Raw genomic sequence first — 24,651 nt, 5'->3', positions numbered from 1 at the left:
CATAAAATCCTTTTCTCAAACTATTCATATTATTATTAATCACATATTAATAGAACAGCTTGTACAGCTCACAATTTCAAAAATGCAAATTAAAAACTATTTTCGATTAAACGGCATTTAGATTTAACTATAGTGCTATAAACACAAAAGCCCTGTCAATAAAATTGCAGGGCTTGTTTATTACGCTCAATAGTCTTAATTAGGTCATGTCAGCAAACGGGTTTACTTTAGGTAAAGAGATCTTATTAGCAAAGCCTGTAACACTGATATCCTGATTTGATAAAGTGACATCGTCATCTGTCAATGTACCATCACCAAAACGATAAATAAGTTGGAAGTCACCATTGTTTGCTTGTTCTTGATATGCCGCTCTTGCTTGTTCGACTTTTGCCGTTTTATCTCGATAAGTCATCATATTGTCACTACCGTGGCGCTTTTCTATCATAGCTAATGTAACATCTGGCGAGAACAAGGTTGCGGTCGCATTATTACCACCGAAACCTTTCGAGTTTATAAATGCTACATCCATACTATGACAATCCCAATGTTCTGTAGCAATATTCAAGCGCTCACTATAAACATCATCTGCAACTTTATCGATTGTGGTAATACCCGGCATAATATTATGAGCAAAAATTCCCAATGCCATGGCTACTTGGTCACCACTTGCTGGACCTATGGTATGGCCAACAAAAGCTTTTGGTGCAGCTACCGGCCAATTATTAATATCAAAGCTTTCGGCAACACGATCATAAATCAAGGATTCAGTAACGCGATTTTGCGGGGTACTTGAGCCATGAGCGAGTATAAAACTACGTTGCTGTACTGATTCTTCACCAACAATAGCTGTCGCTAATGCAACAGATTTCGCCATCGTAATGTAATTACCAGGGCCAGGAGCAGTAATTGATTTTTTAATACCATCGGCATTTGTATAAACATCCGCAACTGAGCCTAGTACATTCGCGCCAAGTTCAAGCGCTAAAGCGTCATCCATTAAAATAATAAATTGCGCGGCTTCACCAATAGTAAAACCACAGTTATCACCAAATGGACGACTAGTTTTACGGTGATCCGCAACACCATTGCCATCAAGCTTTTTCAAGCCTTCTTCATTTGCCAGCGCGCTCATGTTGCCAAAACCTTCAACCACTTCTGGCGTAATAGCACAATCGTTACTACCAACGATAGCAAGTCGCACACGTCCTGCTTGAATATCCTGAACAGCTGCTTTTAAGTTATATAAAAATGTCGCACAAGCGCCGGTTGAAGTAAAAGTTGTACCAACGTTACCAGTAACATAGGCATTAACAAAGTCGGTTGGCATAGTGTTCAGCCCTAAGGCTAAGTTTTTAGTTGATACACGCTCGCCCTTTAGGCGATTTTGCATCATACCACCAACACCTTCTGCTTGGGTTTGGCCAAATACTGATGCTGAATAAGTACCTATTTCATCTGGACTAACTTTGTCTGCAATTTCATTCCAGCTGTAACCTGTTGAATGAATAGCATCAGCAGCGCCAAAAATGGTTGCCTGTAAACCACGAGGTTGATAGCGACTATTGTACAAGCTGGCGGGCTTAAAACCCGTTGGAAATTGCCCTGCTGCTTTTATTGGATTATCACGTGTTGAATCATGCTTAACTTCAACTTCACCAGCAATATCTACTCGTACACGTTTATCAGCTAGCTCTGTAACTTGCCAACTACGAGGTAATGGATTTGGTAAGTCACGCGCTCGTGTTTCAAAGCTAATGCCTTGTTCACCAACGTCCATGGTTAACTTTTGTTGCCAAGGTGTTGCGTCAGGATCGAAGTGCTCATTTTCAATTTTACGAATAAGCGTACCAGCTAAAATTTCCTTACCGAAGCGTTGTTCAACAGCACTTTTTTCAACAACATTGCCGTCTGAATCAACAAGCTTTCCGTCTTGGCTGGTTAATAAATTCATCAATGTTGCCAAGCCAACAAAGGTTTCTTGGCGCGCTTCTGCATTTAATTTGTCGATAACAATACGACGAAAGCCTTGATGAAAGGAAGTTCTACCTGCGGCATTTACGCCACCCATGCCAACGATAATCGGTAATGCAGTCATGAAAAATCTCTTTTAAATTCAAACCTAATATTTAGTTTTAATAGTTTAAAAGTTAGTAAAAATAATTAATAATCAATAATGGCCATAAAACACATCAAAACAGCCCAAAATAGAACAATGAAAGCAAAATTAAAACGAAATAAAGAAAATACCGTTAATATCGCCTTACTGCTTTATGATCATATGTTGGCAACCAGTGTCAGCTTACCGGTCGAAATGCTGCGGGCTGGTGAAGCTGTTGCTTTACAAGAAAATAAGCTAGCGCCAAGGCTATCAATACAAATGGTTGCTGAATCTATTAAGCCAATTTCAACGCGGGCATTAATAAAACTGCTTCCTGATACCGATGTTGAAAGCGCTCAACAGCCTGACTTTGCCTTTATTCCCAGCCTTTGGCGTAATCCTAGGCCAACCATTGCACGCCAGCCCAAAATGCTTAATTGGCTAAAGAGCATCTGGCAACAAGGCAGTACTTTAATAGGTGGCGGTACTGGTGTTTGTTTAATGGCGGAAACTGGAATTTTAGATAACCACCCTGCGACCACCCATTGGCACTATGTGGAACAATTTAAGCGCGATTATCCAAAGGTGGCATTAAAGCCAGACTTTTTTATTACGCAATCAGAGCGAACATACTGCGCGGCTAGTTTAAACGCGTTAGCCGATATTGTGGTCCATATTATTTATCAAGTTTATGGCCAAAATGCCGCACAACAAGTAGAAAGAAACTTCTCCCACGAAATAAGAAAGCCTTATGAAGAGCAACGCTATTTAGAAGGTGCTGGCGATCGCCATCCTGATGAATTGATCAGCCAAGTGCAGTTTTGGTTACAAACCAATTTAAACTCGCCGTTGACGTTAAATGAAATAGCACAGCAATTTGGTATTAGTCAGCGCTCATTTACTCGCAGGTTTAAATTAGCAACTGGGGTAAATGCTAATCAGTATTGGCAAAAATTGAAAATAGAAACGGCAAAAGAACTGTTAGCCGCCAGTAATTTATCCATTCAAGAAGTGGCTTTTCAGGTGGGATACCAAGAGCAAACAAATTTCACGCGTTTATTTAAGCAGATGCTAAATTTAACCCCCAAGGCTTATCGTGCTATGGTCAGAAAAAAACTCTTTAGTAGTGAATAATACTAAAATAACTAAGCGAAAAAGTATCTAAACGTAAAAGTAACTATGCACAAAACTCACTGTGTAAAAAACTAATCAATTTAACTACTGACGGATTTGCAATTGAATAGTAAATGGTTTGTGACTCACGACGAGTTTTCACTAACTCGTCTTGACGCAATCTCGCTAAATGCTGAGATAAACTCGACTGGCTTAAATCGATAAAATTATTTAGCTCGTTTACCGACATTTCCTTTTCACCCAAATGGCACAGAATCAATAAACGATTTTCATTACTCATCGCTTTTAACAATTCCGCAGCTTGTGATGCATTGCCGCGCATTTCTTTAATATCATTTGGCGCTAATGTTGCCATTGGTTTCTCTCATTCGCAGATATGAATACGTCAAGGCACACAATAATGCCTAGAAAATAAATCTAGTTGGATATTACATTAGATACTGCTAATATAAAAGTATATTAAGATTATCTAATATACATAAGCTATTTATTATTGATTTTTACAGCTACCCACTCGACAAGGATTTATTTTGAATTACCAACGCATTTTAAATTTTGCCATTGCTAAACCAAAAGCCGTTTACTCATTAGTATTGCTGATCACCTTATTGAGCTTGGCGATGCTGCCAATGATTGAGATCGACACTGATCCCGAAAATATGCTTAGCCAAGATGCACCAGCCCGAGTTTTCCATAACCAAGTCAAAACAGACTTTTTAATGCGCGATATGATAGTCGTTGGCTTAGTTAGCGAGCAGAATATTTTCACGCCGCAAACCTTGAGTACTATCGAACAGTTAACTAATGATATTCTTCAGCTTGATGGCGTTATCAAACAAGATTTACTATCGCTCAATGTCGTTGATAACATCCGCCAACTAAACGATGAAAGTGGGCAGAATCAAGGGATTGTTTTTGAATATCTGATGAAAAACGCGCCAACTAGCACGGCGGGTAGCCAAGCCATTCAACAAGCGGTTAAGCGCTTGCCTATGCTTAATAACACTTTAGTTTCTGGCGATGATCAAGCCATTGCGATTTACGTACCAATAGTGAGCAAAGATCAAAGCTATATTATTGCCGAAGAAATTCGCACCTTAGGTAAAACTTATTTAGACAACAAAAATAAAGAGTTAACTCTACACATTACTGGTTTACCCGTTGCTGAAGATCAATTCGGTTTTGAAATGTTCGTGCAAATGGGCGTTGCTGCACCACTTGCAGGCTTAGCAATATTTGTTTTACTTTGGTATTTCTTTCGCAATATTCCACTGATCATTGCTCCTATGGTAGTGGCAATGGCAACTGTATTGATCATAATGGGCAGCCTGATTGGCTTAGGCTTTACCGTGCATATTATGTCGTCAATGATCGCTATATTTCTGATGCCGATTGCCGTTGTCGACTCAGTGCATATTCTTTCTGAATTTGCCGACCGATACAAAGCAGGTGATAAAGCCTCAGAGACGGTAAAGCAGGTAATGAAACACTTGTATACACCAATGTTATTTACCTCTATTACTTCAGCTGTTGGTTTTTATTCATTAATGCTGACACCTATTCCACCAGTGAAAGTTTTTGGTGCTTTTATTGGTACTGGTATATTGCTCGCTTTTGCATTAACTATTACTTATATTCCCGCCTACATCGCTAGAATGAAACCAGAAACCTTAGCAAACTTGCAACAAGCCTTACAACGCTTAGAGCAAAAAGGGCGGTTAGCGAAAAGTCTACAACAACTAGGTGTGTTTTCTGTCAAACGCACTAAGGTTATTTTACTGGCATTTATTACCTTATTTGTCGTAAGTATTGAAGGTATTACGCGTATAGAAATTAATGACAACCCAGTAAATTGGTTTAAAGCCGATCATGAAATACGTATTGCTGACAAAGCACTAAATCAACACTTTGCTGGCACCTATGACGCTTGGTTAGTGTTTACCAATAATAACCATAATGAAACTCAGGCGAGAAATCACTTTCAACAAGTACTGGAAAAGGCGCTAGATGGCCCAACAAAATCAGCGGTATCGACTTTAATAAACAATAATCTGCATACTAAGACACCACAAACAACGGATAACGCAATAAATGCGTTTTTTACTCAAGAGTTATTAATAGCACTTGATGATATGCGTTTTGATGCCAGCGATGCCGAACAAGCTTGGCTAGATGAACTGGTTAATATTAGCGAACAAGTACTAACTGCCAAACAGGTATTCACCAATCCGAAAATGCTTAATTGGTTGGCCGCTTTGCAAGCTGCACTGGTTGAAAATGGCGACGTAGGTAAAGTTAATAGTTTGACCGATATTATTCGTACGGTAAATCGTGAGCTTAATTCCGGTAACGATAAAGACTTCACCATCCCCAACTCAAGTAACGGTGTTGCGCAAACATTATTGCAATTTCAATCGTCACACCGACCACAAGATTTATGGCATTTTGTCAGCCCAGATTATCAAAAAACCTTACTATGGTTACAAATGACCAGCGGTGATAATCAACATATGACAAAGGTGGTTGATTGGCTTGAAAACTATATCAGCAATAATCCACCTCCAATTAATGTTCAGCATCAATGGGCGGGGAAATCTTACCTCAATGTTGTTTGGCAAGATGCTATGGTTAGCGGCATGATCGACAGCTTACTATCATCTTTTATTGTGGTATTTCTTATGATGATGTTGCTTTTTAGGTCGATAAAATATGGTGTGCTCGCCATGCTGCCTTTAACCTTTACCATTACCATGATTTACGGCCTTATTGGCTGGTTTGGCAAGGCATACGACATGCCAATTGCCGTACTTTCGGCGCTAACCTTAGGGCTTTCTATTGATTTTGCCATCCACTTTATCCAACGAGTGCGTGAACTTGAGCGCGAATATCGCAGCTTAAGCAAAGCACTTATTGCCATGTTTCAAGAACCAAGTAGAGCCATCAGCAGAAATGCTATTGTTATCGCTATTGGCTTTACCCCGTTATTACTTTCACCATTGATGCCTTATATAACAGTTGGATTTTTCTTAGCCAGCATTATGATAATGTCAGCATTAGTTACCTTAGTGTTGCTACCAGCGTTATTAACACTGCTAAATACAAGCAGCAAAAGCGCGTAATATGCCCTTGAGCGCAGGAGTAAATATATTATGAACATTATGACTCAAAATACGGCAAGCTATATCAGCAAATTAAAATATCAGCTGTTGCTGGCATTTTTGGTTATCATTACCTTCGCTAGCAGCTCTCAAGCTCAACAGTTAAGTGCTAATCAGATTATTGATAAAGCTAATTTAGCGGCATATTATGCTGGCGACGACGGTAGTGCCCAAGCCCGTATGATCATCGTTGATGAAAATGGTAATAAGCAAATGCGCCAATTCACCATTTTACGTCAAGATGAAAAAGACTTAGGTAACCAAAACATCTTGGTATTTTTTTCTCGCCCAAGTAACGTTAAAAATACTGTTTTTAGAGTTGAGAAGCATATTGAACAAGATGATAATCGCTGGTTATACCTACCTGCACTTGATTTAGTAAAACGCATTTCAGCTGGGGACAAACGTACATCGTTTGTTGGTTCGCATTTCTTTTATGAAGATGTTTCTGGCAGAAATCCGAATGAAGACACCTTTACTTTATTAGCAGAAGACGAGACAAGCTATACCCTTAAAGCGGTACCTAAACAGCCAAAAAATGTCGAATTTAGCTATTACGTTATTAATATTAGTAAAAGTAATTTCTTACCGATAAAAAGTACTTATTTTGATAGCAAAAACCAAGCGCTACGAACAATGACTGTTTCAAAAGTAAAAGATATTGCTGGCAACGCAACCGTGATGAAATCTCGCATTACAGATTTGAGCAATAATAGTTACACTGACATGCAGTTTCGTAATGTAAAATATAATGTTGGCTTACCAAACAACCTATTCAGTGAACGCAGCATGCGCACTCCGCCACGTGCTTGGTTGAAGTAAAGTACAACAATGATCTTGCCAACTTCACAAATAACATTGTCATTAATAGCTCTAAGTATTTTTCTAATAAATACTATCGCTTTGAACGCTTCTTTTTCTGCTACTGCGAACGAGCAGAAAATTCCCTCAGAATATGAAGAAGTTTGGGATGATGACTGGGCAGAAGAGCCAGCAGAGTCACCATGGCAATTCACCGGCTTCGTTGAAGCAGCTTATGGTCAATTTTTACAAAGTAACGTTACTGTAAACTCAGCAGCACTTAATGAACTGAGAACAAGAGTAAACATCGATTACAACCAGCAACTTTTTAGTGCTAAGGCCAAGGTTGATTACTACTACGACCAAGTGTTAAATAAAGCGATATGGTATACGCGAGAGCTTAACGTAAGTGCTAGTCCGCTAAGCTTTATGGATATGAAAATTGGTCGCCAAGTTCTCTCTTGGGGTACCGGTGATTACCTCTTTCTTAACGACTTATTTGCAAAAGACTGGCAATCGTTCTTCTCTGGTCGAGCTGATGAATACTTAAAAGCGCCATCTGACAGTATAAGAACCAATTGGTATTTTGATAATATAAACCTAACGTTGGTATGGACACCAAATTTTACCCCAGATAATTATATTACTGGCGAGCGCTTTTCATTCTACTCGCCACAATTGCAGCGCATAGTCGCCCCTAATGAAGCCTTTCCAGTAGTAAAAACCGATAAAGCGCAATGGGCTGCACGCCTTAATACTCGTCTACAAGATATCGAGTTATCTGTTTATGGATACCGAGGATTTTGGCCGACACCAACCGGTAATATGGTCAGTAATGACGAGCAATTGGCAAATCTATCACAAGGACAGAGCCAAGCTCAAAACCAGAATTATGGATACTTTCCAAAATTGAATTCCTGGGGTGTTAGCGCACTAACGCCTTATTTAGGCGGGCTATTTAATATTGAATACGCTAACTACAACAGTATTGAGAACTCAAATGGCAGTAACCAAAACATTGCCAATGGACAACATCGATTTTTAGTGGGCTATGAACATGAACTAGCAAAAAACTTTACCGCCAGCATGCAATATTACTTGGAACGAACCAAAAATTACCAAACGTTGAAAGCAAACAGTCCACAGCCTGAAAGACTCGTTGATGAAAATCGGCAATTAATCACCTTACGATTAACCTATCGCGCTAAGCAACAAACCTTAAGCTACTCATTATTTGGCTTTTATTCCCCAAGTGATAAAGATGCTTACCTCAAGCCAAGTATTGATTTTCAATACAACGATCAATGGCAGTTCAGTACCGGCGCAAATATCTTTTTTGGTAAGAATAACTATTCATTTTTCGGCCAACATCAAGATAATACTAATGCTTGGCTAAGAGTTCGTTACCAGTACAAATAAGTAAAAATTGACCTAAAACGTGTTGTCAAAATAAGGTGCATCAATAATAAAATTCTTCACTAAATACATAACGCATTAGAATTTAGCACTTGGTTATGTTTAGCTTCGCTAAAGATAAAACTCTCTTGCTAGCAGCCTAGGAAATCGTTAAATTTAGTTAAATATATCAACTTGCAACCGCTGGTTGACAAATTAACAACCTGACTTGCTGGTCTGCAACCACCGATATTCCTATGCTTGCCGCTCAACAAACGACAAGGGAATAAGCTTCATGATATTAGCCGATAAAATTATAAGATTAAGAAAAAAGTGTGCTTGGTCGCAAGAAGAGCTAGCGGAAAAGGTCAATGTTTCAAGACAATCAGTGTCTAAATGGGAAAGTGCTAGCAGCATACCTGATTTAAATAGAGTTATTATGTTAGCCCAGTTATTTGACGTTTCAACCGACTATTTATTAAAAGATGATATTGAAGCGATTGAACCGCAAAGTGAAGGCCAAGAACCTGGCATAGTTCAAGTTAGTCTTGAACAAGCACTCAAGTACGTTGAGCATAAAATTGAGAGCTCTATGTTAGTCACTAAGGGCGTAATACTTTGCTTATGTTCAGTTATCCCACTATTTTTCTTTTTAGCGATGGCGGAAACGCAGCGCTTAAACCTAACCAGTGATATTGCCACCGCAATAGGTATCGTAGCAATATTGGTGGTGGTTTCCTTAGCGGTAAACTTTTTTATTAGAACCAATCAATTTGAGGATGAACTGACATTAATTGAAGATGAAACATTCGAACTTGCCTATGGCGTGCACGGTATTTTTCAGGAAAAATTACAAAAATTTAGACCTAGCTATAACCAACGCTTATCAATCGCTATCTTTATATTCATCGTCAGCTTTGTGCCTTTAATGCTCGGTAGCCTACTATTTTCAGGCTCAGGTATCACCTTAATGATGCTAATAGTGCTAATGCTAATGATAGCTGCTGGCATATATATAATTGTGCCAGTATCCGCAAAGTTCGATGCCTACAATAATATTCTTAAAGAACACGGCGTAGAAACAGAAAAAAGTCAACGCACAAAACGAGCTGAAAAACTTGCCGCATTTTACTGGCCATTACTCGTTGCTATTTATCTTGGCTGGAGTTTATGGACCATGGCATGGGGTATTACCTGGATTGTTTGGCCGGTAGGTGCGGTTCTTTTTGCCGCCTTAGTTGGATTAATGGAATTACGAGTTAAAGAAGAGCCGTAATAAAAGCCGAACCAAAAATAATGATCACCTGCTATTCAGTGACTGGTGGTCATGCCAACATTTTTTACCTTATAAATTTGCCAAGTAGTAAAAATCTGGGTGATGTATACGCTAGTAAATTTAATCAGCAAAGTTAAGTAATCAAAACTTAAGCTGAGGTCAGTAAAATGCTAGTTTCACTGTTTAAAACACCATCAATCATTCGCACTTGTGCCAAAACATGGTCAAACTCAATTAAACTACTGGTTTGCAGTTCTGCAACTAAATCCCATGAGCCATTAGTGGTATGAAGTTTGATTAGTTGTGGCATACCTTTTAAGGTTTTAATTACCTGCGCGGTGGAGCGTCCAACCACTGCTATCATCATAATCGCTTTAATCGCTCCCTCTTCAATTGCTTCGTGCGCCCTAACCGTAAAACCTAAAATAGCACCGGATGAAACTAAACGATCAATTCTATTTTGTACTGTACCTCGTGAAACATGTAATCGTTGCGCTAATAGTGAAATTGACGCTCGACCATCTTCCCTTAATAAGGCAATAAGCTGTTGATCAAGCTGATCATGAAGATAAGGCCTAGATGATAATTTTGTCATATTGCTAACTCAACCTTACAAAGTGATAAAAAATAGCGAAATATATCAATAATAATGACATTTTAACTAACAATAATAAAATTTACACTTACCTTACTGTTTAACTTCATTTGAGAAATATCACTTTGAGCATTATCAATCCACAAGCACCCCAGAGTGTTATTATGATCAGACCACATCATTTTTTACCGAACCCAGAAACGCAAGCAGACAATAGTTTTCAGTCAAAACAGCTCGCTGCGACACCAAAAGTAATTGCCGAGGCTGCGTATAAGGAAATTAGCCAAGCAAAAGAAAGCTTGGAAAAATACGGTATAACAGTGCATATGTTTGAAGACGAAAGCTTAAAAACACCTGATTCAGTATTTCCCAATAATTGGTTTTCAACCCACAGTGGCGGTCATATTGCCGTTTACCCTATGTATGCCAATAACCGCCGCCTAGAACGACGCAGCGATGTTATCGAATTGCTTAAACAGCAATATCGAGTACAGGACATAGTTGACTACTCAGGTTTGGAGCAAGATGAAATTTATTTAGAAGGTACAGGGGCAATGGTATTAGATCATTTAGACCGGGTCGCGTACGCTGTGCAATCAAAACGAGCAAACTCTTTAGCACTTGAGCGCTTTTGTACACACTTTAACTATGAACCTATGTTATTTGACGCCGTAAATCACGCAGGGCAAAGTGTTTATCACACCAATGTACTAATGTGTATTGCCACAGAATTTGTTTTATTGGCACCCGAGATGATACCGAATATCGCGCGACGAGAAGAAATTTTGCAACGCTTTAAACTCTCTGGTCGGCAGGTAATCACGTTAACCGAGCAACAAATAAATGCCTTTTGCGGTAATGCCATAGAGTTACAAGGAAGCGACCAGAGGATTCTCGCCTTATCACAAAGTGCCTTTAATGCGCTAAGCCAAAGGCAAATTCAACAAATCAGTGAAAGCGTACAACTTGTGTCAATTGACGTTAGTACCTTTGAACTTGCCGGCGGCTCTATTCGTTGCATGTTAGCCGGTATTCACTTATCAAAACGTTAGCAATGACAATGAGTAAGTAAATCAAGGCTAGCTTGAGGTAAAGAGAAAGTATCCCCAGCTCAAAGCAAGTAACATCCAAGGGAACAAAATCGCTAATATTCTGTTTTTAGCTGTTTCTTTACTCTCAGACGATTGTGTAGTTAGCTCGGCTGTTTCAACTGCGCTAACTTTAGCCGACAAACTTTTTTTACGCTGTTTATCACGCTCACGGGATTTTATTTTTTGCTGTTTTTTATATTCACTAATCCCCTTTTCAATGCCTTGAGCGACCAATTTCGTTTGCTCTTTAGTTTGGCCTTTTTTCTGGGTGCCTTTAGCAATTCGCATTGCTTCTTGTTGCACCTCGGTCGAAACTTTATTTGTCAAAGTTAGTCCTTATTCGTCTACTTCAAATGCCATTATATTGCCATTATTCAGACAATAATTTAAGTACAGTGCTTGTTAGTTTATACTGGCTGCGGCAAACTATCAGCATCTGATTTAATTGATATTAATTTCCAATAATATAGAGAAAACAATGAGCGACTCACTTAGCACCGCAAAAAATCAAATCATCCAAATGTTATCAATGCAAGATGCCATGAATTCACGCGTTAGTGAAACTTGGCGAGATAACAACTACGAGTGGTATCGTGCCATTTGGGTGGAATGTGCCGAGATGTTAGATCATCACGGGTGGAAATGGTGGAAACATCAAGAAATTGACGTTGCACAAGTACAGCTTGAATTGGTAGATATTTTTCACTTTGGCTTAAGCTTACGCTTAATGGCTGGTGACAGCATTGAAGAAATTACCGACACGTTATCAGCAGAATTAACACAAAATAGTGGCGAACAAGATTTTAAAATTGCCTTAGAGAACCTTGCATCTGCAGCTGTAAGTAACAAAGCATTTAACGCCATAGCATTAGCTGACTGTATGCGTTTAATGTCGATGGGCTTAGATGAACTGTTCCGCCAATATGTTGGCAAAAATACCCTTAACTTCTTCCGTCAAGATCACGGTTATAAAGAAGGTAGTTATATTAAAATCTGGCATGGTGAAGAAGATAACGAAGTTTTAGCAAACTTAGTTAACAGCTTAGACGCCAGTGCAGCTGACTTTCAACAGCAACTATACGCAGCTCTCGAAGCTAAATACCCAAAATAATATCAATGAGCTAACTTGTTAATATAATTTTCATATTCACATCTCTGGCACAATTTCTGCTTTATTTGGTTTTAGAAGATAAACGTCAAGAATTTGAACTGCCGGAGATGTCTATGGAACTCATTCTATTTGCTATGATCAGCCTAATTGTTATTGTTGCTATGCTTGCAAGCCGCTTAAACGATAACAGCTTCCCTTTCCCTTTTGATCGTAAAACTGCCATTTTTACCCCTGCGGAGAAGAATTTTCAAATTCTTGTTGAGCAAGCTATGGGTGGAAGATACCGCATCTTAAATCGCGTTAAACTTGCTGACATAGTCACCATTCGCAATGGTGTTTCTAATCGTGCTAGCCAAACAGCGGTTAATAATGCCAATAATAAATATTTAGACTTTGTAATTTGTGATCGTGATTCAATGAAGCTGCTCGGCGCAATTGATTTAGTTGATACCCAAGGCAAAGGCTACAAAGTGAAAAAAGACTGGTTTGTCAGCGGCGCATTAGAAGCCGCAGCTGTGCCTCATATACGTATTAAAGTTAAGCCTAATTACACCATTGATGAAATTCGAGCCTGTATTAATAGCCGAATTTTAGGCAACAATGCCCCTTCTCCAAAGGTGAAAGGACGAGTAATTCCAGCACCACTTGTTAAAGCAAGGCCAAGAAGTGTTGGCGCGTTGTCGCCAAGTGCAGCAAAAGCACAATTGCAACATGACAACCCAGCAATGCAAGGACAATTAGCATCACCACAAGTTGCAGCCTTACCGCATTAGTTATTGAAAAACTTTTAAATAAGCGCTTAAATAAATCAGCATTGAATATGAAAGCAGGCATTATTGTCTGCTTTTTTGTTGATTCGAATAAAAGCTTTTAGTCGTAAGTCACGATATAATGCGTCGATAAACAACCGCGAAAGTTTTCGCAAATATGATTAGGATTAAAGTTAATGAAAGCAGGTATTATTGGCGCAATGGAGCCAGAAGTTGCAATTTTGAAGGCAAAATTAGCAAATTGTGAGACATCAACACACGCCGGCTACACATTCTATCAAGGGCAATTAAATGGCTCAGATGTGGTTATTGTACAATCAGGTATTGGTAAAGTTGCTGCTGCATTAGCCACAGCTATTCTTATTGATAAATTTCAACCAGACTACGTAGTAAATACAGGCTCAGCCGGCGGTTTCGACCAATCATTAAAAGTAGGCGATATTGTGATTAGCTCAGAAGTACGTTATCACGATGTTGATGTAACCGCATTTGGCTATGAAATTGGTCAGCTACCAGCAAATCCTCCAGCGTATATACCACACTCAGCACTTGTTGATGCTGCAAAAGAAGGTATTAACTCACTCGAAAATGTTCAAACCTTAGTTGGATTGATCACCACAGGTGATACCTTTATGACTAAAGATGACGACATTGCTAAAGCACGCAAAAATTTCCCAAATATGGCTGCTGTTGAAATGGAAGGTGCTGCTATTGCCCATACTTGTCATCAGTTTGGAACGCCATTTGTGGTCATTCGTTCAATGTCTGATATTGCGGGTAAAGAGTCACCAAGCTCTTTTGAAGCATACTTAGAAACTGCATCGGTAAACTCTTCTCAATTAGTTACTAGCATGCTTGCAGCGCTAGAAGGAAAATCATTAAGCTAATGGCAAATTTGAGTAATATCTTAGCCAGTCCTTACTTATATTCGAGTGCAGCTATGCTGTTACTCGTTATTACAATAAAAGCTATTATTGGCGCATTTATTACTCATCAGCCGTTATCTTTTTTTAATTTCTATTGCCAACGCCTTGCAGACAAAGTCAACAAGGCAAGCAATAGCGCTCGTCAGCAAAATATTTCAGGATTAATCGCTATTCTAGTAACCTTAACTCCACTGGTTGCTATTTTATGGCTATTTGAAACCTTTATCGAAGTGCCTTGGCTTTGGCATGGCTTACTGCTTTACCTTGCACTAGGTAATATCGGTTTAGGGCGAATAAATAAAACAGTTGCTCGTGAGCTCGTCGCCAACAATAGTTATTTAGCGAAACAAGCTCTTTCATCTCTGCTATTACGACAAACAGAGCAGTTATCGACTTTAGGTTTAAGTAAAGCTTGTATTGAAATGCAAGTTTTACGTAGTTCTCAACTGCTGGTTTGCGTTGGCTTTTATTATCTTATTTTTGGTCCCCTTGCTGCCTTGTCGTTTCGCTTATTAATCGAAATGCACTATGTATGGAACGTTAAACTAGGTCGTTACCGACATTTTGGCGCCGCCATAAACCATATTGTTCAGCTACTACAATGGTTGCCGTCGCGACTATTTGCGATCATTTTACTACTCGGAACTATTGGCCAAAACACGTTATTAAATTGGCGCTTAACAAGCGGAAAATTCCTAACAATGGGCAATGGCTTATTGCTACACATATTAGCATTAGGGCTAGAAGTTAAACTTAGTGGTGTTGCCATGTATCAGGGTACAAAGCTGAGAAAAGTGAGCTTTAATGACCATGCCCGCCAACCGCAAGCTACCGATATTATTCATGCTAATAAGCGTATCAATTATGCTCTTTATATCTGTATATTATTGGTGATGATGTTAATGATAATTTCATTTACAACATCAGGACGTTAACACAAAATAAAACAGTTTTTTGATATTAGTACAAAAAGAGTGCATATTGTCTTTTCAACATTTAACCGCAGATAATTTTGCAGCTTTTTTGCAACAGGGAACTCAGATGAAATTTATTAAATCAACTCTACTTTTAGTGCTAAGCCTGTGTGCTTTTGCCAGTTTCGCCGAGCAAACACCAACCATTACCCAACAAGAGCTGATTACCTCGCTATCGATACCTGAAACCAAAACTATTGTCTTAGATGTGCGTACACCTGAAGAATTTGCTCAGGGGCATATTAAAGGGGCAATTAATATCAGCCACGACCAAATAGAAAAAAACCTGAGTAAAATTATTGCCTTTAAAGATCAAACCGTCGTCGTGCATTGCCGCTCTGGTCGACGTGCGGTAAGTGCTGAAGATGCCCTACGCGAAGCTGGTTTTAGCGACCTTCGCCATCTAGTTGGCGACATGAATGGTTGGATGGCTGCTGGCCTTCCACTGGAAAAATAATAGTTAATAGACAATGTCAGAGTTACTTTATTGGTTAGATTTATTTGGAGTGGTTGTTTTTGCCTTGTCTGGGGCATTAATGGCTGGTCGTTATAAGCTTGATCCATTTGGCGTTGTCGTACTTTCCGCCGTTACTGCCATTGGTGGCGGCACCATTCGCGATGTTATTTTACAAACACCTGTTTTTTGGGTTGAAAACCCAATTTACCTTTATGTAATTCTTGCAACAGCAGTTCTAACAATCATTTTTATTCGCTGCCCACGTCGAATTCCTAAACGCTTTTTATTAATTTCAGACGCATTTGGTCTCGCCCTGTTCGCTGTATTAGGTACAGAAAAAGCACTAAGTTTAGATGCAGCAATTCCTGTCGCTATTGTTATGGGCATGATGACAGGTGTTGCTGGCGGCATGATCAGAGACGTGCTTTGTAATGTTATTCCTATGATCTTACGACAAGAAATTTATGCCACTGCCGCTATTTTAGGAGGCAGTTTATATACTTTATTCAGGCACTTTTCTCTACCTGAGCCTATCGCGATTGTAGGCGCTATTTTAGGGGCATTGTTGTTAAGATTAGCGGCTATTTATTGGCGGGTAACGCTACCTGCCTTCCAAATTTTAGAGGCAGACGAAAGAAAAAAAGGCCGATAAATATCAATATGACATAAACCGGCCTTTGCCTCCCTGAACTGTTTAAAGCGCAGAGTTTTAACCTTCAAACCGTTTTTTAGAATGAATAACTAACACCAACTGTTGCGCTTGTTCTTTCTAAGTCACCTAGATTATGATGTTGAACACCTGCATTAATGCCCATGCCATTATCCCAACGATACTGCCAGCCAGCTTCAACATAAAGACCAGCCCCAGACTCATCTGCTAGCTTGTTGTGTGCTAAGCTTAATTCATATTCATAAAATTCAACGCCAGCTTTTGCATAAAGGCTATTGCGTTTAGATAAATTAAGGTCAGTTTTAATCGCAAGAATTAAGCTGTCTTGACTATAGTTATCAACGTCGAGTGAAAAATGATCATTATCAGTTCGACAATCCCAGCCACTTTGCTCTTGCTCTGTACATTTCCAATCATCTACATCTTCAGCACTTGCTAAGCCAACTTCTAGATAATAATGAGGTAGAAATTGGTAGTTATAGAAGAGATATGATTGGCCTACGCCTGTACCATCAGTATCCTTGCCTTTGTAGTCGATTCCGCCACCTGAAAGAGCTAAGCCAACGCTATGAGGACTTTCGACACTCGCCTGAACTGAGTAGCTCACCGCAGCGGCGAGTAGTAATGGTGTCACAATAGTAAAAAGTTTCATCTGCTAATTCCTTGTAATTTAGATGAAGCTATTGTGAAATAGAAGTTCCATTCAATCTGTTTTACAAGTGTTTTGAAGATGTAGGTTTATGTAAGAAAGTACTAGAAAATTGCAGAGAGGTGGTGCTATTCCCCAAAGAATATAAAATGTTAATTGGGGAATATAGGTAAAATGTCGCTATAACCTTAAGCTTCAATGCCCCAGCCGTCGTTATAGCCTTTAAATTTAGCCGCTAATTGTTCAAATTCAGCTTCTTGCGCAACAATGCCTTCATAACTAGGCGTCATATTTACCGTACAATTAACATCCCATACATTTGGCATTTCATCAGGTACTAGCTCTACAACCATTTCAGGTGCGTGCTCGGCTAAATGACTTAGCATTGCCTTAGCTTGTTGTTCTTGTTCAAATAATTGAAAAAAAACCACCTTGTGCATGATTGTTAAATCAATACCTGCAGCTTGCATTTCAGCAAGTACTTGCCCTGTTTCATCATTGGGAAATGTCATAAAAATTGCTACCTAAAAAATATTGCCGCCATTATAACCTTAAACTTTGCGAATGTGCGCGGTTCAGGTAAAACTTAATTAGCTCCGCTGCTCACTAGCGTACAAACATTTTGCTGGCAACTAGCATCAGCATTTTCAATCGCAGCGGGGCAAGCGTTAATGCGACTCGATTGAGTATTGATTTTACGCATAAGTGAAGCACCTATAGCGTTAATCGCTAGAGTACAGTTGCTATTTTTAAACGAAACGGTAATAGCTTGGCATTGAGATGATGAAACACACGTTAGGTTATCGATAACTGTTTTTTCAAATTGTGCCATCACCTCAATATTAGGCTGCACAATTTTTGAAACTTGCTTATTAGATTGCTCACCTCTTTGACTATAATCGGCCATAGAGGTGCGCTCACGCACGCGCTGTTGTCGCCGCTTCTCAGCCAAGGCTTGTTGTTCTAGCTGTGCTTTTAATACGGTTGTGGCCTTTTCATTTTCATTAAGTAAATAACCCAGCCCAAGCAAAATTGCCATAAAACCTACAACAGCAATAAGTGTAATAACCAGCCACTTAAGCATTAGTTTTTAGATGCTTCTAAAAATAAACTACTTTTAGGGTAGTCTTGCAACATAGAATCGACAGCATCATTAATTTTTTCCTGCATTTCTCGACTGTTATCTTTTTCTTTAAAGCCCAGTGGATAAACGCTGCGCCAAACTGAGCGCTGTGCTTTAGGGTCAATAATATCAAGGATCAAACTACCAGGACGAAACTTAGCCTGTAATTCTATGCGAGATGCTTGTCCAGCCTTTAAACAATAACCACAATATTTTACTTCTCTATTATAATTTTTAAGCTCATTAAAATTATGATTAATAACATGGTAGGCAATAACGATATCAGCTTTTTTTAGGGTTTTATAACTAAAACCATTGCCGTCAAAGCCTTGCTCTATCGCAAGCTCAATAGTATTACGCGTACTATCACTCAGATTTTGTAACTCGCCAAATGATGAGTTTCGATCATAAGTGCTGTAACTTTCAACGTTGGAAAAATCAAAATTACCGCGAAAGGAAGTTGTCGCCACATTTGATGATGAGCAAGAAAATAGACTGGAAATTAACGCTAAGCAACTCAGTAATCTAATATTGTTCATGTCGATTTTAAAGTAAAAATGATATGACTAGATTACCTACCTAGATATAAATTACAACTGGCGACGACGATATAACTAGCTAGCAAAAAAGCGCTTAAAATAAAACTGAGAAGTGCGTACGGCTTTACGAGCGAGAAAGCACGCACTTAAATGGAGGTTAAAATTTACTACTGTAGTGAATCATAGTTAACCGCATCGAAGTCAATAACTTTACCGCCAAACTCTACAACAAAAGCATCGGCATCAATTTTTTTAGAAAAACTAGCCAAAGTTTTTCCCATCGCCCCACGTTGACTTGAACCAATAACATACCAAGCTGTTCGCGCGTCGATAAAAAACTCATCTTTTGGTGCATCCCACGGCGCTTTGCTCATGTCGTGCACGAGAATACTAGTCACATTGCGCTTGTTTTCTGGATCAAGATAAAAACTAAACATATCACGGGTTGAACAGAATTTTTTCACGGCATTGCCGTCAGCTTGGGTAACACCTTTTCGAAATAATTCCGCTTTTGGCCCGGCAAAATTGCTGATTAGCATGCCGCATAGATGACATTCATCGCTGCTTTCAATGGCCACCGCCTGATGAATAACTTCTTGCTGCTGTGACTGCTCAGAACAACCAACTAGAGTGACTAAAATAAGAGAAAAGAATAATTTACGAAACATAGTTGTTACCTTTACAGTTTTTTATTTTTAAATATAAGCGAAGCAATTGCTAATGGAGCCGCAACCCAAGCCATTAATATAAATAAGAGTTGGCCTTGAGTAAGATTTGCTTTTATAGCAATGGCCAAAGCACCATTAACATCGGCGCTATCTAAACCAGCTAAATTAACTAAACGGAAAATATCTGCGGGATTTAACATCATTATTTGCGTTAATGCTAACTGGCTTAATCCTGTTTCAGCACCGACTAAGAGTGCTAGCAATGCCAAGTCAAAAACTAAAGCAAAAAAGAACCAAGTGATCAATGCAACACCTGCCGCTTTAGACTTTTCACTTGCCACTAGGCTAATCATGTAAGCAATTGCCGTAAAGCTTAACCCTAGTAGTGTTGCACTAACAATAAAGTAGCCAAAGGTTTGTATAATTGCGATATCGTTATGCTGAATAAACAGCAATAAAGCAGAAGCGCCAAAACCTAATGTAGTTGCTAAAGCAATAATACCGCCTTGCCCTAGAAATTTACCCAGCAATAATTGATTTTTGCTTAACGGATACGTTAACAATAGCAGTAAAGTACCACCTTCTTGCTCGCCAACAAAACTGTCGTAGCTTAACAACAGGGCGATTAATGGAATTAAAAATACCGCTAAGCTTGCCAAGCTCGCTATGGTGGTTGATAGAGATGTTAGGCCAACCGTGCCCGAAGCAGCAGCACCGAAATAAGTTAAACCGACAGAAAGCACGGCAAAAATTAGTGTAATAGATAACAACCAACGATTGCGTAAGCCGTCTTGAAACTCTTTATTGGCAACAGTAATTATTTCTCTCATTACGCACCTGCCTGACTGTTGTTTGTTGTCATTTTATCCGCTTTGCTTCGCTCAGTTTTTGCCAAATAATATTGATAAACTTGTTCAAGGTTGGCTGATTCAACTGCTATATCTTGCAATGAATCATCCGCTAATAAATGACGTAGCACCATTAACTTTTCCTGCTCAGGCACCACTAATTGCCCTGTTGCCCCTAAATAAGGTTGCAGTAAGCTGTCATCGGCCAATGCACCATTAAGCCCCTGAGGAGTGATTTGGGTCGGTAAATTAGCTTGTGCTCTTAATTCTGCAATAGTACCTAGCGCTAAAGTATTACCACCAGAAATAATCATCGCCCGGTCAATATGTTGTTCAACGCCAGGTAATACGTGTGAACATAAGACCACGCTGGTACCTTGGGTTTTTAGCTGGTCAACACTTTGATAAAACTCTGCTGTCGCACTTGGATCTAAGCCGACTGTTGGTTCATCAAGCAGTAATAATTTAGGCTCACCAATAAAGGCTTGTGCTAAGCCTAAACGTTGGCGCATACCTTTTGAATAGGTTTTTACTTGTCGTCCCATGGCATGAGCAATACCAACTTGCTCCAATAACGCTTTCGCATGAGTTTTAGATTTGCCTTTTAAACGGGCAAAATAGGTCAATACTTCTAAACCCGTTAACTGCTCATAAAACATCACGTTTTCGGGTAAGTAGCCCATTTTCGCACGCATATGCCATGCAGCTTTGTTATCGGGTTTCATCCCCATCACAGTTACATCACCAGCATCGGCAGAAATAACACCTAAAATTAGCTTCATCATGGTAGTTTTGCCGGCACCATTGTGACCGAACAAACCTAATACTTCACCTTGTGCTAATTGTAGGTTTATAGATGAAAGTGCCTGCAAACTTTTGTAATGCTTACTGACATTTTCTAAAGAAACGACGGGTGTTTTCATTTTTAATTACTTGCCTTATTCGCTGTTACAGCTAATTTATCATCACTTTTAATCGGTGATGAAGCACGATGAATTGCCTTTTTCATTGGCATTGATGATTGCATTAACGGAAAGCTGTCTTTAACACCTGGTGGTTTTAATACCGGGAATTCTTTTTGAATCCAGCGCAATATAAGCACCACAGGACTATCCATAATCATTTTCATTTCTGGATATTGCCAAATTAATTGATCAATTCCATCATTAGGCTCAAAAATAACATCACCAATATTATCGCCATTCATATCCCAGCCTAAATAGTTGCTCCAGTAATTACCTTTACCTTCAAAACTCCATTCTTGCTTCTTGTTAGAAACATATTTCACTTGCACCGGGTTGTTTATAAAACTATTGCCATAAACCTTGGTATTTTCAGAGCCGGCAGTTAAATGGATACCTATCTCGGCAGTATCAATATAATTATTCGTTATCGTATTGTAGGCTGAGTTATAAACAAACAGACCTTTACCGTCTCGACCTAGCACTTTATTTTCAGGCTTAGTCCAAACGTCTTTAATATAGTTACCTTCAAATGTCGATTCAGTGATGAAATTAAGTAAAAAACCATAATCTTCTGAATCAGTGGTTTTATTATCTTTAATGGTTAAACGGCGTGAACTCATCAACGCATAACCTGCACGAGTATTATAAGCCGTATTATTCATCACCGTATTATCGTACGAATACATATAATGAATACCATAACGTAAGTCATGCATAATATTGTTTTCTATTAAATTATTCTGACTTGAAATCACATAAATTCCATCACGTGATTGAGATGTTTCGTTATCAAACACATGACTATGAGTAACATTTGCAACTTGAATACCATTACCCCTATCTGCTGAGCGTAATGCTAAATTTCCTTGAACTTTATTATTGAAAACTTGAGTATTAGTGACATGGTTTAACCAAATACCAAAACCACTACCTGAAAGGGTATTATTCGAAATAATTAGACCGTCAGCTTTGTTATGGCCCACTTTTTCGTGGGAGTAAATACCTGAGTTTTGTTCAGTAAGATCATCGCCCCAATTGACAATATTTAGATTATCGATAGTAATATGTGAGTTTTTTAGTACCAATGCATGCCCACGACCTTGTGCATCGATAATGCTCCCTTGCTTGCCGCCTTCACTACTACCGCGTAAGGTAATTTGCTTGGTAATTACAAAGTTACCTAGATAGTGACCTGCGATTAATTTTACAATATCGCCATCAGAACTGGTGTTGAGCACTTGTTGTAAATTATCGTTTGGTGAAACTATGACCGTTTTGCCATACGCAGATAACGAAATAGCTGTGAACAACAATAAAAAAGCAAAGAATTTTTTATGCATATCAAAGAAAATCTTTTTTAGCCTTATATAAGAAGGAAAAGCATAACATCGATTAAATGTTATGCTTTGATCTGGGTTAACTAAGTGTAATAAAATCGTGACATAAGTCACAATTTTATTACTTTAGCTATATTAGCCTTAATTATAAAATATTAAGCTTCAACCAACATACGGCCGCGCATTTCCATATGTAATGCGTGACAGAACCAATTACAGTAGTACCATTGTACACCTGGTTGGTTTGCCGTAAAGGTAATTGATGCCGTAGCTTGTGGACCAATTTCCATTTGTACACCGTGGTTCGTCATACAGAAACCGTGTGTTACATCTTCAACTTGGTCAAGGTTAGTTACGATAACAGTAACTTCGTCACCTAACTTAACTTTAAACTCGTTCATACCGTAGTTAGGCGCAATTGACGTCATGTAAACACGTACTTTCTTGCCATCACGAATCACTTTATTGTCCATGTAAACATCAACACCATCACGTTTCGCTTGAGCAATAGTTTCAGCGAAGATAGGGTCAGTACGTGGCCATAATTTAAGTGGCTTCATTTTACTACGATGAACAATCATACAGTCATGAGGTTCAGCGAATGTTGGACCATCATGTACAAGTTTCATTTCATCACCTGAAATATCAATTAATTGATCATTTTCAGGGCGTAAAGGACCTACTGGTAAGAAACGGTCTTTCGAGAACTTACAAAGAGAGATTAACCATTTACCATCGGCATCACGAGTTTCACCCTGTGAAGTATGGTTATGACCCGGTTGGTAATGAACATCTAGTTTTTGACGAATGTAGTTAACTTTTTTGCCGTTATGGGCATCAATTGCGTCTTGTACATTCCATTTAGCAATTTGGCTATCTAAGAATAAAGTGGTAAACGCGTTACCTTTATTATCGAAAGCCGTATGTAGAGGGCCTAAGCCTAATTCTGGCTCTGCAACTACCGCATCACGAGGTTGGATCTTATTAGCGAATAAATCATCTAATTTTTTGATAGAGATGATTGATACGGTTGGTGATAACTTACCGTTAGCAACAAAGTATTCACCGTTTGGTGAAGTGTTTAAACCGTGAGGTGATTTTGGAACTGGAATGTAACGTGTTAATTCAGAGCCTTTACGACCATCTAACACTGGTACATTGTTGCCATTGTAAGTTTTGTACTTACCCGCTTTCAATGCAGCTTCACAAGCAGCAAGGCTAAAGATTACAACATGGTCACGCTCAGCCGTGATCATTTCACCTAAGTTCATGCCCATTTCTGAGTTATAACAAGTTGAAGCGAAGTATTTACCGTCGTAATCAGCATCAGTATTATCTAAGTTACCGTCAACCATTACTTGGAAAGCCATTTCCATCGTTTCAGCATTAATTACGTTATACAAAGAACGGTAAGTGCTTACGTCTTCCATACCGTCTTTGCCGTCATTGTTCATTGGAATTTCGAATTCACCATTACAAACTACGTATTTAGTGTACGGTGCTTTTTGTACCCGTAAACCGTGAACCGCTTGGATGTTTGGCACGGTTAGCATTTTGTCACACTTCATTACGTCACAACGAATACGAGCAACACGAGAGTTTGCCTTATCGTTAATGAATACATACTTACCGTTATAGCTACCGTCAGTCATACTCATGTGTGGGTGATGTGAGTCGCCAGCAAGTAAGTGAGCACTGTCACCTTTGATACGCTTACTTTCGTCAGTTAAACCCCAACCCGTAGCACTGTCGATGTTAAATACTGGAATACGCATTAATTCACGCATAGATGGAATACCCATAATACGTACTTCACCTGAGTGACCACCACTCCAGAAGCCATAGTATTCATCTAAATCGCCTGGGTGTACGAATGGGCTATTAGCCGCTTCCGCTGCATTAGCTTTCGCCATAGATGCAAACATAGCAGCAGTCATAGGAGCAGCAACAGCGCCTGCACCAACTAAGGCTGTTTTACCGAAAAACTTACGTCTGTCGGCATTCTCCAACTCATTGTGTTTTGCATTTTCTTCGTTGTTACTCATTAACGTTCTCCGTTGATTTCT

Annotated in this window: 25 protein-coding genes; 12 read left to right on the top strand and 13 right to left on the bottom strand. The window is 39.1% G+C overall.

The features are described 5' to 3' along the window. Positions 1-199: 199 nt before the first annotated feature. On the bottom strand, positions 200-2,095 hold the full coding sequence (locus tag AC27E9_RS01865) for a beta-ketoacyl synthase (protein ID WP_487126722.1): 1,896 nt from the start codon (positions 2,093-2,095) through the stop codon (positions 200-202). Positions 2,096-2,212: 117 nt separating this feature from the next. Between AC27E9_RS01865 and AC27E9_RS01860 the strand changes: the two genes are divergently transcribed. Beyond that, positions 2,213-3,232: a GlxA family transcriptional regulator gene (locus AC27E9_RS01860; RefSeq protein ID WP_487126720.1), complete on the top strand. Its 1,020-nt coding sequence runs from the start codon at positions 2,213-2,215 to the stop codon at positions 3,230-3,232. Positions 3,233-3,275: 43 nt separating this feature from the next. On the opposite strand, the gene AC27E9_RS01855 is transcribed toward AC27E9_RS01860, so the two are convergent. Continuing rightward, positions 3,276-3,587 carry an ArsR/SmtB family transcription factor gene (locus tag AC27E9_RS01855; protein WP_487126718.1) on the bottom strand — a complete coding sequence of 104 codons (312 nt, stop codon included), beginning with the start codon at positions 3,585-3,587 and terminating at the stop codon, positions 3,276-3,278. A 175-nt stretch (positions 3,588-3,762) separates the two neighbouring features. On the opposite strand from AC27E9_RS01855, the gene AC27E9_RS01850 reads away from it, so the two are divergent. From AC27E9_RS01850 to AC27E9_RS01835, 4 genes are all read left to right on the top strand, one after another. Then, positions 3,763-6,351 carry an efflux RND transporter permease subunit gene (locus AC27E9_RS01850; protein WP_487126716.1) on the top strand — a complete coding sequence of 863 codons (2,589 nt, stop codon included), beginning with the start codon at positions 3,763-3,765 and terminating at the stop codon, positions 6,349-6,351. Between the two features lie 30 nt (positions 6,352-6,381). Then, positions 6,382-7,212: an outer membrane lipoprotein-sorting protein gene (locus AC27E9_RS01845; protein WP_487126714.1), complete on the top strand. Its 831-nt coding sequence runs from the start codon at positions 6,382-6,384 to the stop codon at positions 7,210-7,212. Positions 7,213-7,221: 9 nt separating this feature from the next. Then, positions 7,222-8,610, top strand: a complete 1,389-nt coding sequence (locus AC27E9_RS01840) for a hypothetical protein (protein WP_487126712.1) — start codon at positions 7,222-7,224, stop codon at positions 8,608-8,610. Between the two features lie 271 nt (positions 8,611-8,881). Further along, positions 8,882-9,862, top strand: a complete 981-nt coding sequence (locus AC27E9_RS01835) for a helix-turn-helix domain-containing protein (RefSeq protein WP_487126710.1) — start codon at positions 8,882-8,884, stop codon at positions 9,860-9,862. Between the two features lie 148 nt (positions 9,863-10,010). Here the strand turns inward: AC27E9_RS01835 and AC27E9_RS01830 are convergent, their stop codons facing one another. Beyond that, positions 10,011-10,457, bottom strand: coding sequence for an Lrp/AsnC family transcriptional regulator (locus AC27E9_RS01830; RefSeq protein WP_487126708.1), 447 nt, complete (start codon positions 10,455-10,457; stop codon positions 10,011-10,013). A gap of 164 nt (positions 10,458-10,621) precedes the next feature. Between AC27E9_RS01830 and ctlX the strand changes: the two genes are divergently transcribed. Continuing rightward, entirely contained in the window at positions 10,622-11,509 is an 888-nt protein-coding gene (gene ctlX / locus AC27E9_RS01825) for a citrulline utilization hydrolase CtlX (RefSeq protein ID WP_487126706.1), read from the top strand. A 27-nt stretch (positions 11,510-11,536) separates the two neighbouring features. On the opposite strand, the gene AC27E9_RS01820 is transcribed toward ctlX, so the two are convergent. After that, a complete protein-coding gene (locus AC27E9_RS01820) occupies positions 11,537-11,875 on the bottom strand; it encodes a DUF2956 domain-containing protein (RefSeq protein ID WP_487126704.1) in 339 nt (112 codons plus the stop codon). Positions 11,876-12,026: 151 nt separating this feature from the next. On the opposite strand from AC27E9_RS01820, the gene AC27E9_RS01815 reads away from it, so the two are divergent. From AC27E9_RS01815 to AC27E9_RS01790, 6 genes are all read left to right on the top strand, one after another. After that, positions 12,027-12,659 (top strand): dUTP diphosphatase, encoded by a 633-nt coding sequence (locus AC27E9_RS01815; RefSeq protein WP_487126702.1) that lies wholly within the window; start codon positions 12,027-12,029, stop codon positions 12,657-12,659. A 113-nt stretch (positions 12,660-12,772) separates the two neighbouring features. Next, positions 12,773-13,432: a DUF2726 domain-containing protein gene (locus AC27E9_RS01810; protein WP_487126701.1), complete on the top strand. Its 660-nt coding sequence runs from the start codon at positions 12,773-12,775 to the stop codon at positions 13,430-13,432. Between the two features lie 173 nt (positions 13,433-13,605). Beyond that, positions 13,606-14,316 carry a 5'-methylthioadenosine/S-adenosylhomocysteine nucleosidase gene (gene mtnN, locus AC27E9_RS01805; protein ID WP_487126699.1) on the top strand — a complete coding sequence of 237 codons (711 nt, stop codon included), beginning with the start codon at positions 13,606-13,608 and terminating at the stop codon, positions 14,314-14,316. Further along, positions 14,316-15,290: a cobalamin biosynthesis protein CobD/CbiB gene (locus AC27E9_RS01800; protein WP_487126697.1), complete on the top strand. Its 975-nt coding sequence runs from the start codon at positions 14,316-14,318 to the stop codon at positions 15,288-15,290. Before mtnN ends, AC27E9_RS01800 begins: the two co-directional genes overlap by 1 nt. Before the next feature lie 106 nt (positions 15,291-15,396). Beyond that, positions 15,397-15,786, top strand: a complete 390-nt coding sequence (locus tag AC27E9_RS01795; protein ID WP_487126696.1) for a rhodanese-like domain-containing protein — start codon at positions 15,397-15,399, stop codon at positions 15,784-15,786. 13 nt (positions 15,787-15,799) lie between these two features. Then, the gene (locus AC27E9_RS01790; RefSeq protein ID WP_487126694.1) at positions 15,800-16,438 is read left to right on the top strand and encodes a trimeric intracellular cation channel family protein; all 639 of its coding nucleotides are present in this window, start codon (positions 15,800-15,802) and stop codon (positions 16,436-16,438) included. A 76-nt stretch (positions 16,439-16,514) separates the two neighbouring features. Here AC27E9_RS01790 and AC27E9_RS01785 read toward each other — a convergent pair whose 3' ends face one another. The 9 genes from AC27E9_RS01785 to nosZ form a co-directional block, all read right to left on the bottom strand. Then, positions 16,515-17,108, bottom strand: a complete 594-nt coding sequence (locus AC27E9_RS01785; RefSeq protein WP_487126692.1) for an outer membrane beta-barrel protein — start codon at positions 17,106-17,108, stop codon at positions 16,515-16,517. 185 nt (positions 17,109-17,293) lie between these two features. Then, entirely contained in the window at positions 17,294-17,617 is a 324-nt protein-coding gene (locus tag AC27E9_RS01780; protein ID WP_487126690.1) for a ribonuclease E inhibitor RraB, read from the bottom strand. Positions 17,618-17,691: 74 nt separating this feature from the next. Next, on the bottom strand, positions 17,692-18,189 hold the full coding sequence (locus tag AC27E9_RS01775) for a hypothetical protein (RefSeq protein WP_487126688.1): 498 nt from the start codon (positions 18,187-18,189) through the stop codon (positions 17,692-17,694). Further along, positions 18,189-18,767, bottom strand: coding sequence for a DUF4136 domain-containing protein (locus AC27E9_RS01770; RefSeq protein WP_487126686.1), 579 nt, complete (start codon positions 18,765-18,767; stop codon positions 18,189-18,191). The genes AC27E9_RS01775 and AC27E9_RS01770 overlap by 1 nt, the downstream gene beginning before the upstream one ends. A gap of 167 nt (positions 18,768-18,934) precedes the next feature. Next, positions 18,935-19,435: a nitrous oxide reductase accessory protein NosL gene (locus AC27E9_RS01765; protein ID WP_487126684.1), complete on the bottom strand. Its 501-nt coding sequence runs from the start codon at positions 19,433-19,435 to the stop codon at positions 18,935-18,937. Positions 19,436-19,446: 11 nt separating this feature from the next. Then, positions 19,447-20,265, bottom strand: coding sequence for an ABC transporter permease (locus AC27E9_RS01760; protein WP_487126683.1), 819 nt, complete (start codon positions 20,263-20,265; stop codon positions 19,447-19,449). Then, positions 20,265-21,206 carry an ABC transporter ATP-binding protein gene (locus AC27E9_RS01755; RefSeq protein ID WP_487126681.1) on the bottom strand — a complete coding sequence of 314 codons (942 nt, stop codon included), beginning with the start codon at positions 21,204-21,206 and terminating at the stop codon, positions 20,265-20,267. Before AC27E9_RS01755 ends, AC27E9_RS01760 begins: the two co-directional genes overlap by 1 nt. Positions 21,207-21,208: 2 nt before the next feature. Beyond that, complete coding sequence (locus tag AC27E9_RS01750; RefSeq protein ID WP_487126679.1) at positions 21,209-22,588, bottom strand: nitrous oxide reductase family maturation protein NosD; 1,380 nt, start codon at positions 22,586-22,588, stop codon at positions 21,209-21,211. Between the two features lie 152 nt (positions 22,589-22,740). Then, entirely contained in the window at positions 22,741-24,630 is a 1,890-nt protein-coding gene (nosZ, locus tag AC27E9_RS01745) for a TAT-dependent nitrous-oxide reductase (RefSeq protein ID WP_487126677.1), read from the bottom strand. Positions 24,631-24,651: the final 21 nt, after the last annotated feature.

Source organism: Colwellia meonggei (assembly GCF_057537295.1).
This window is presented reverse-complemented; position numbering and strand designations above follow the sequence as displayed.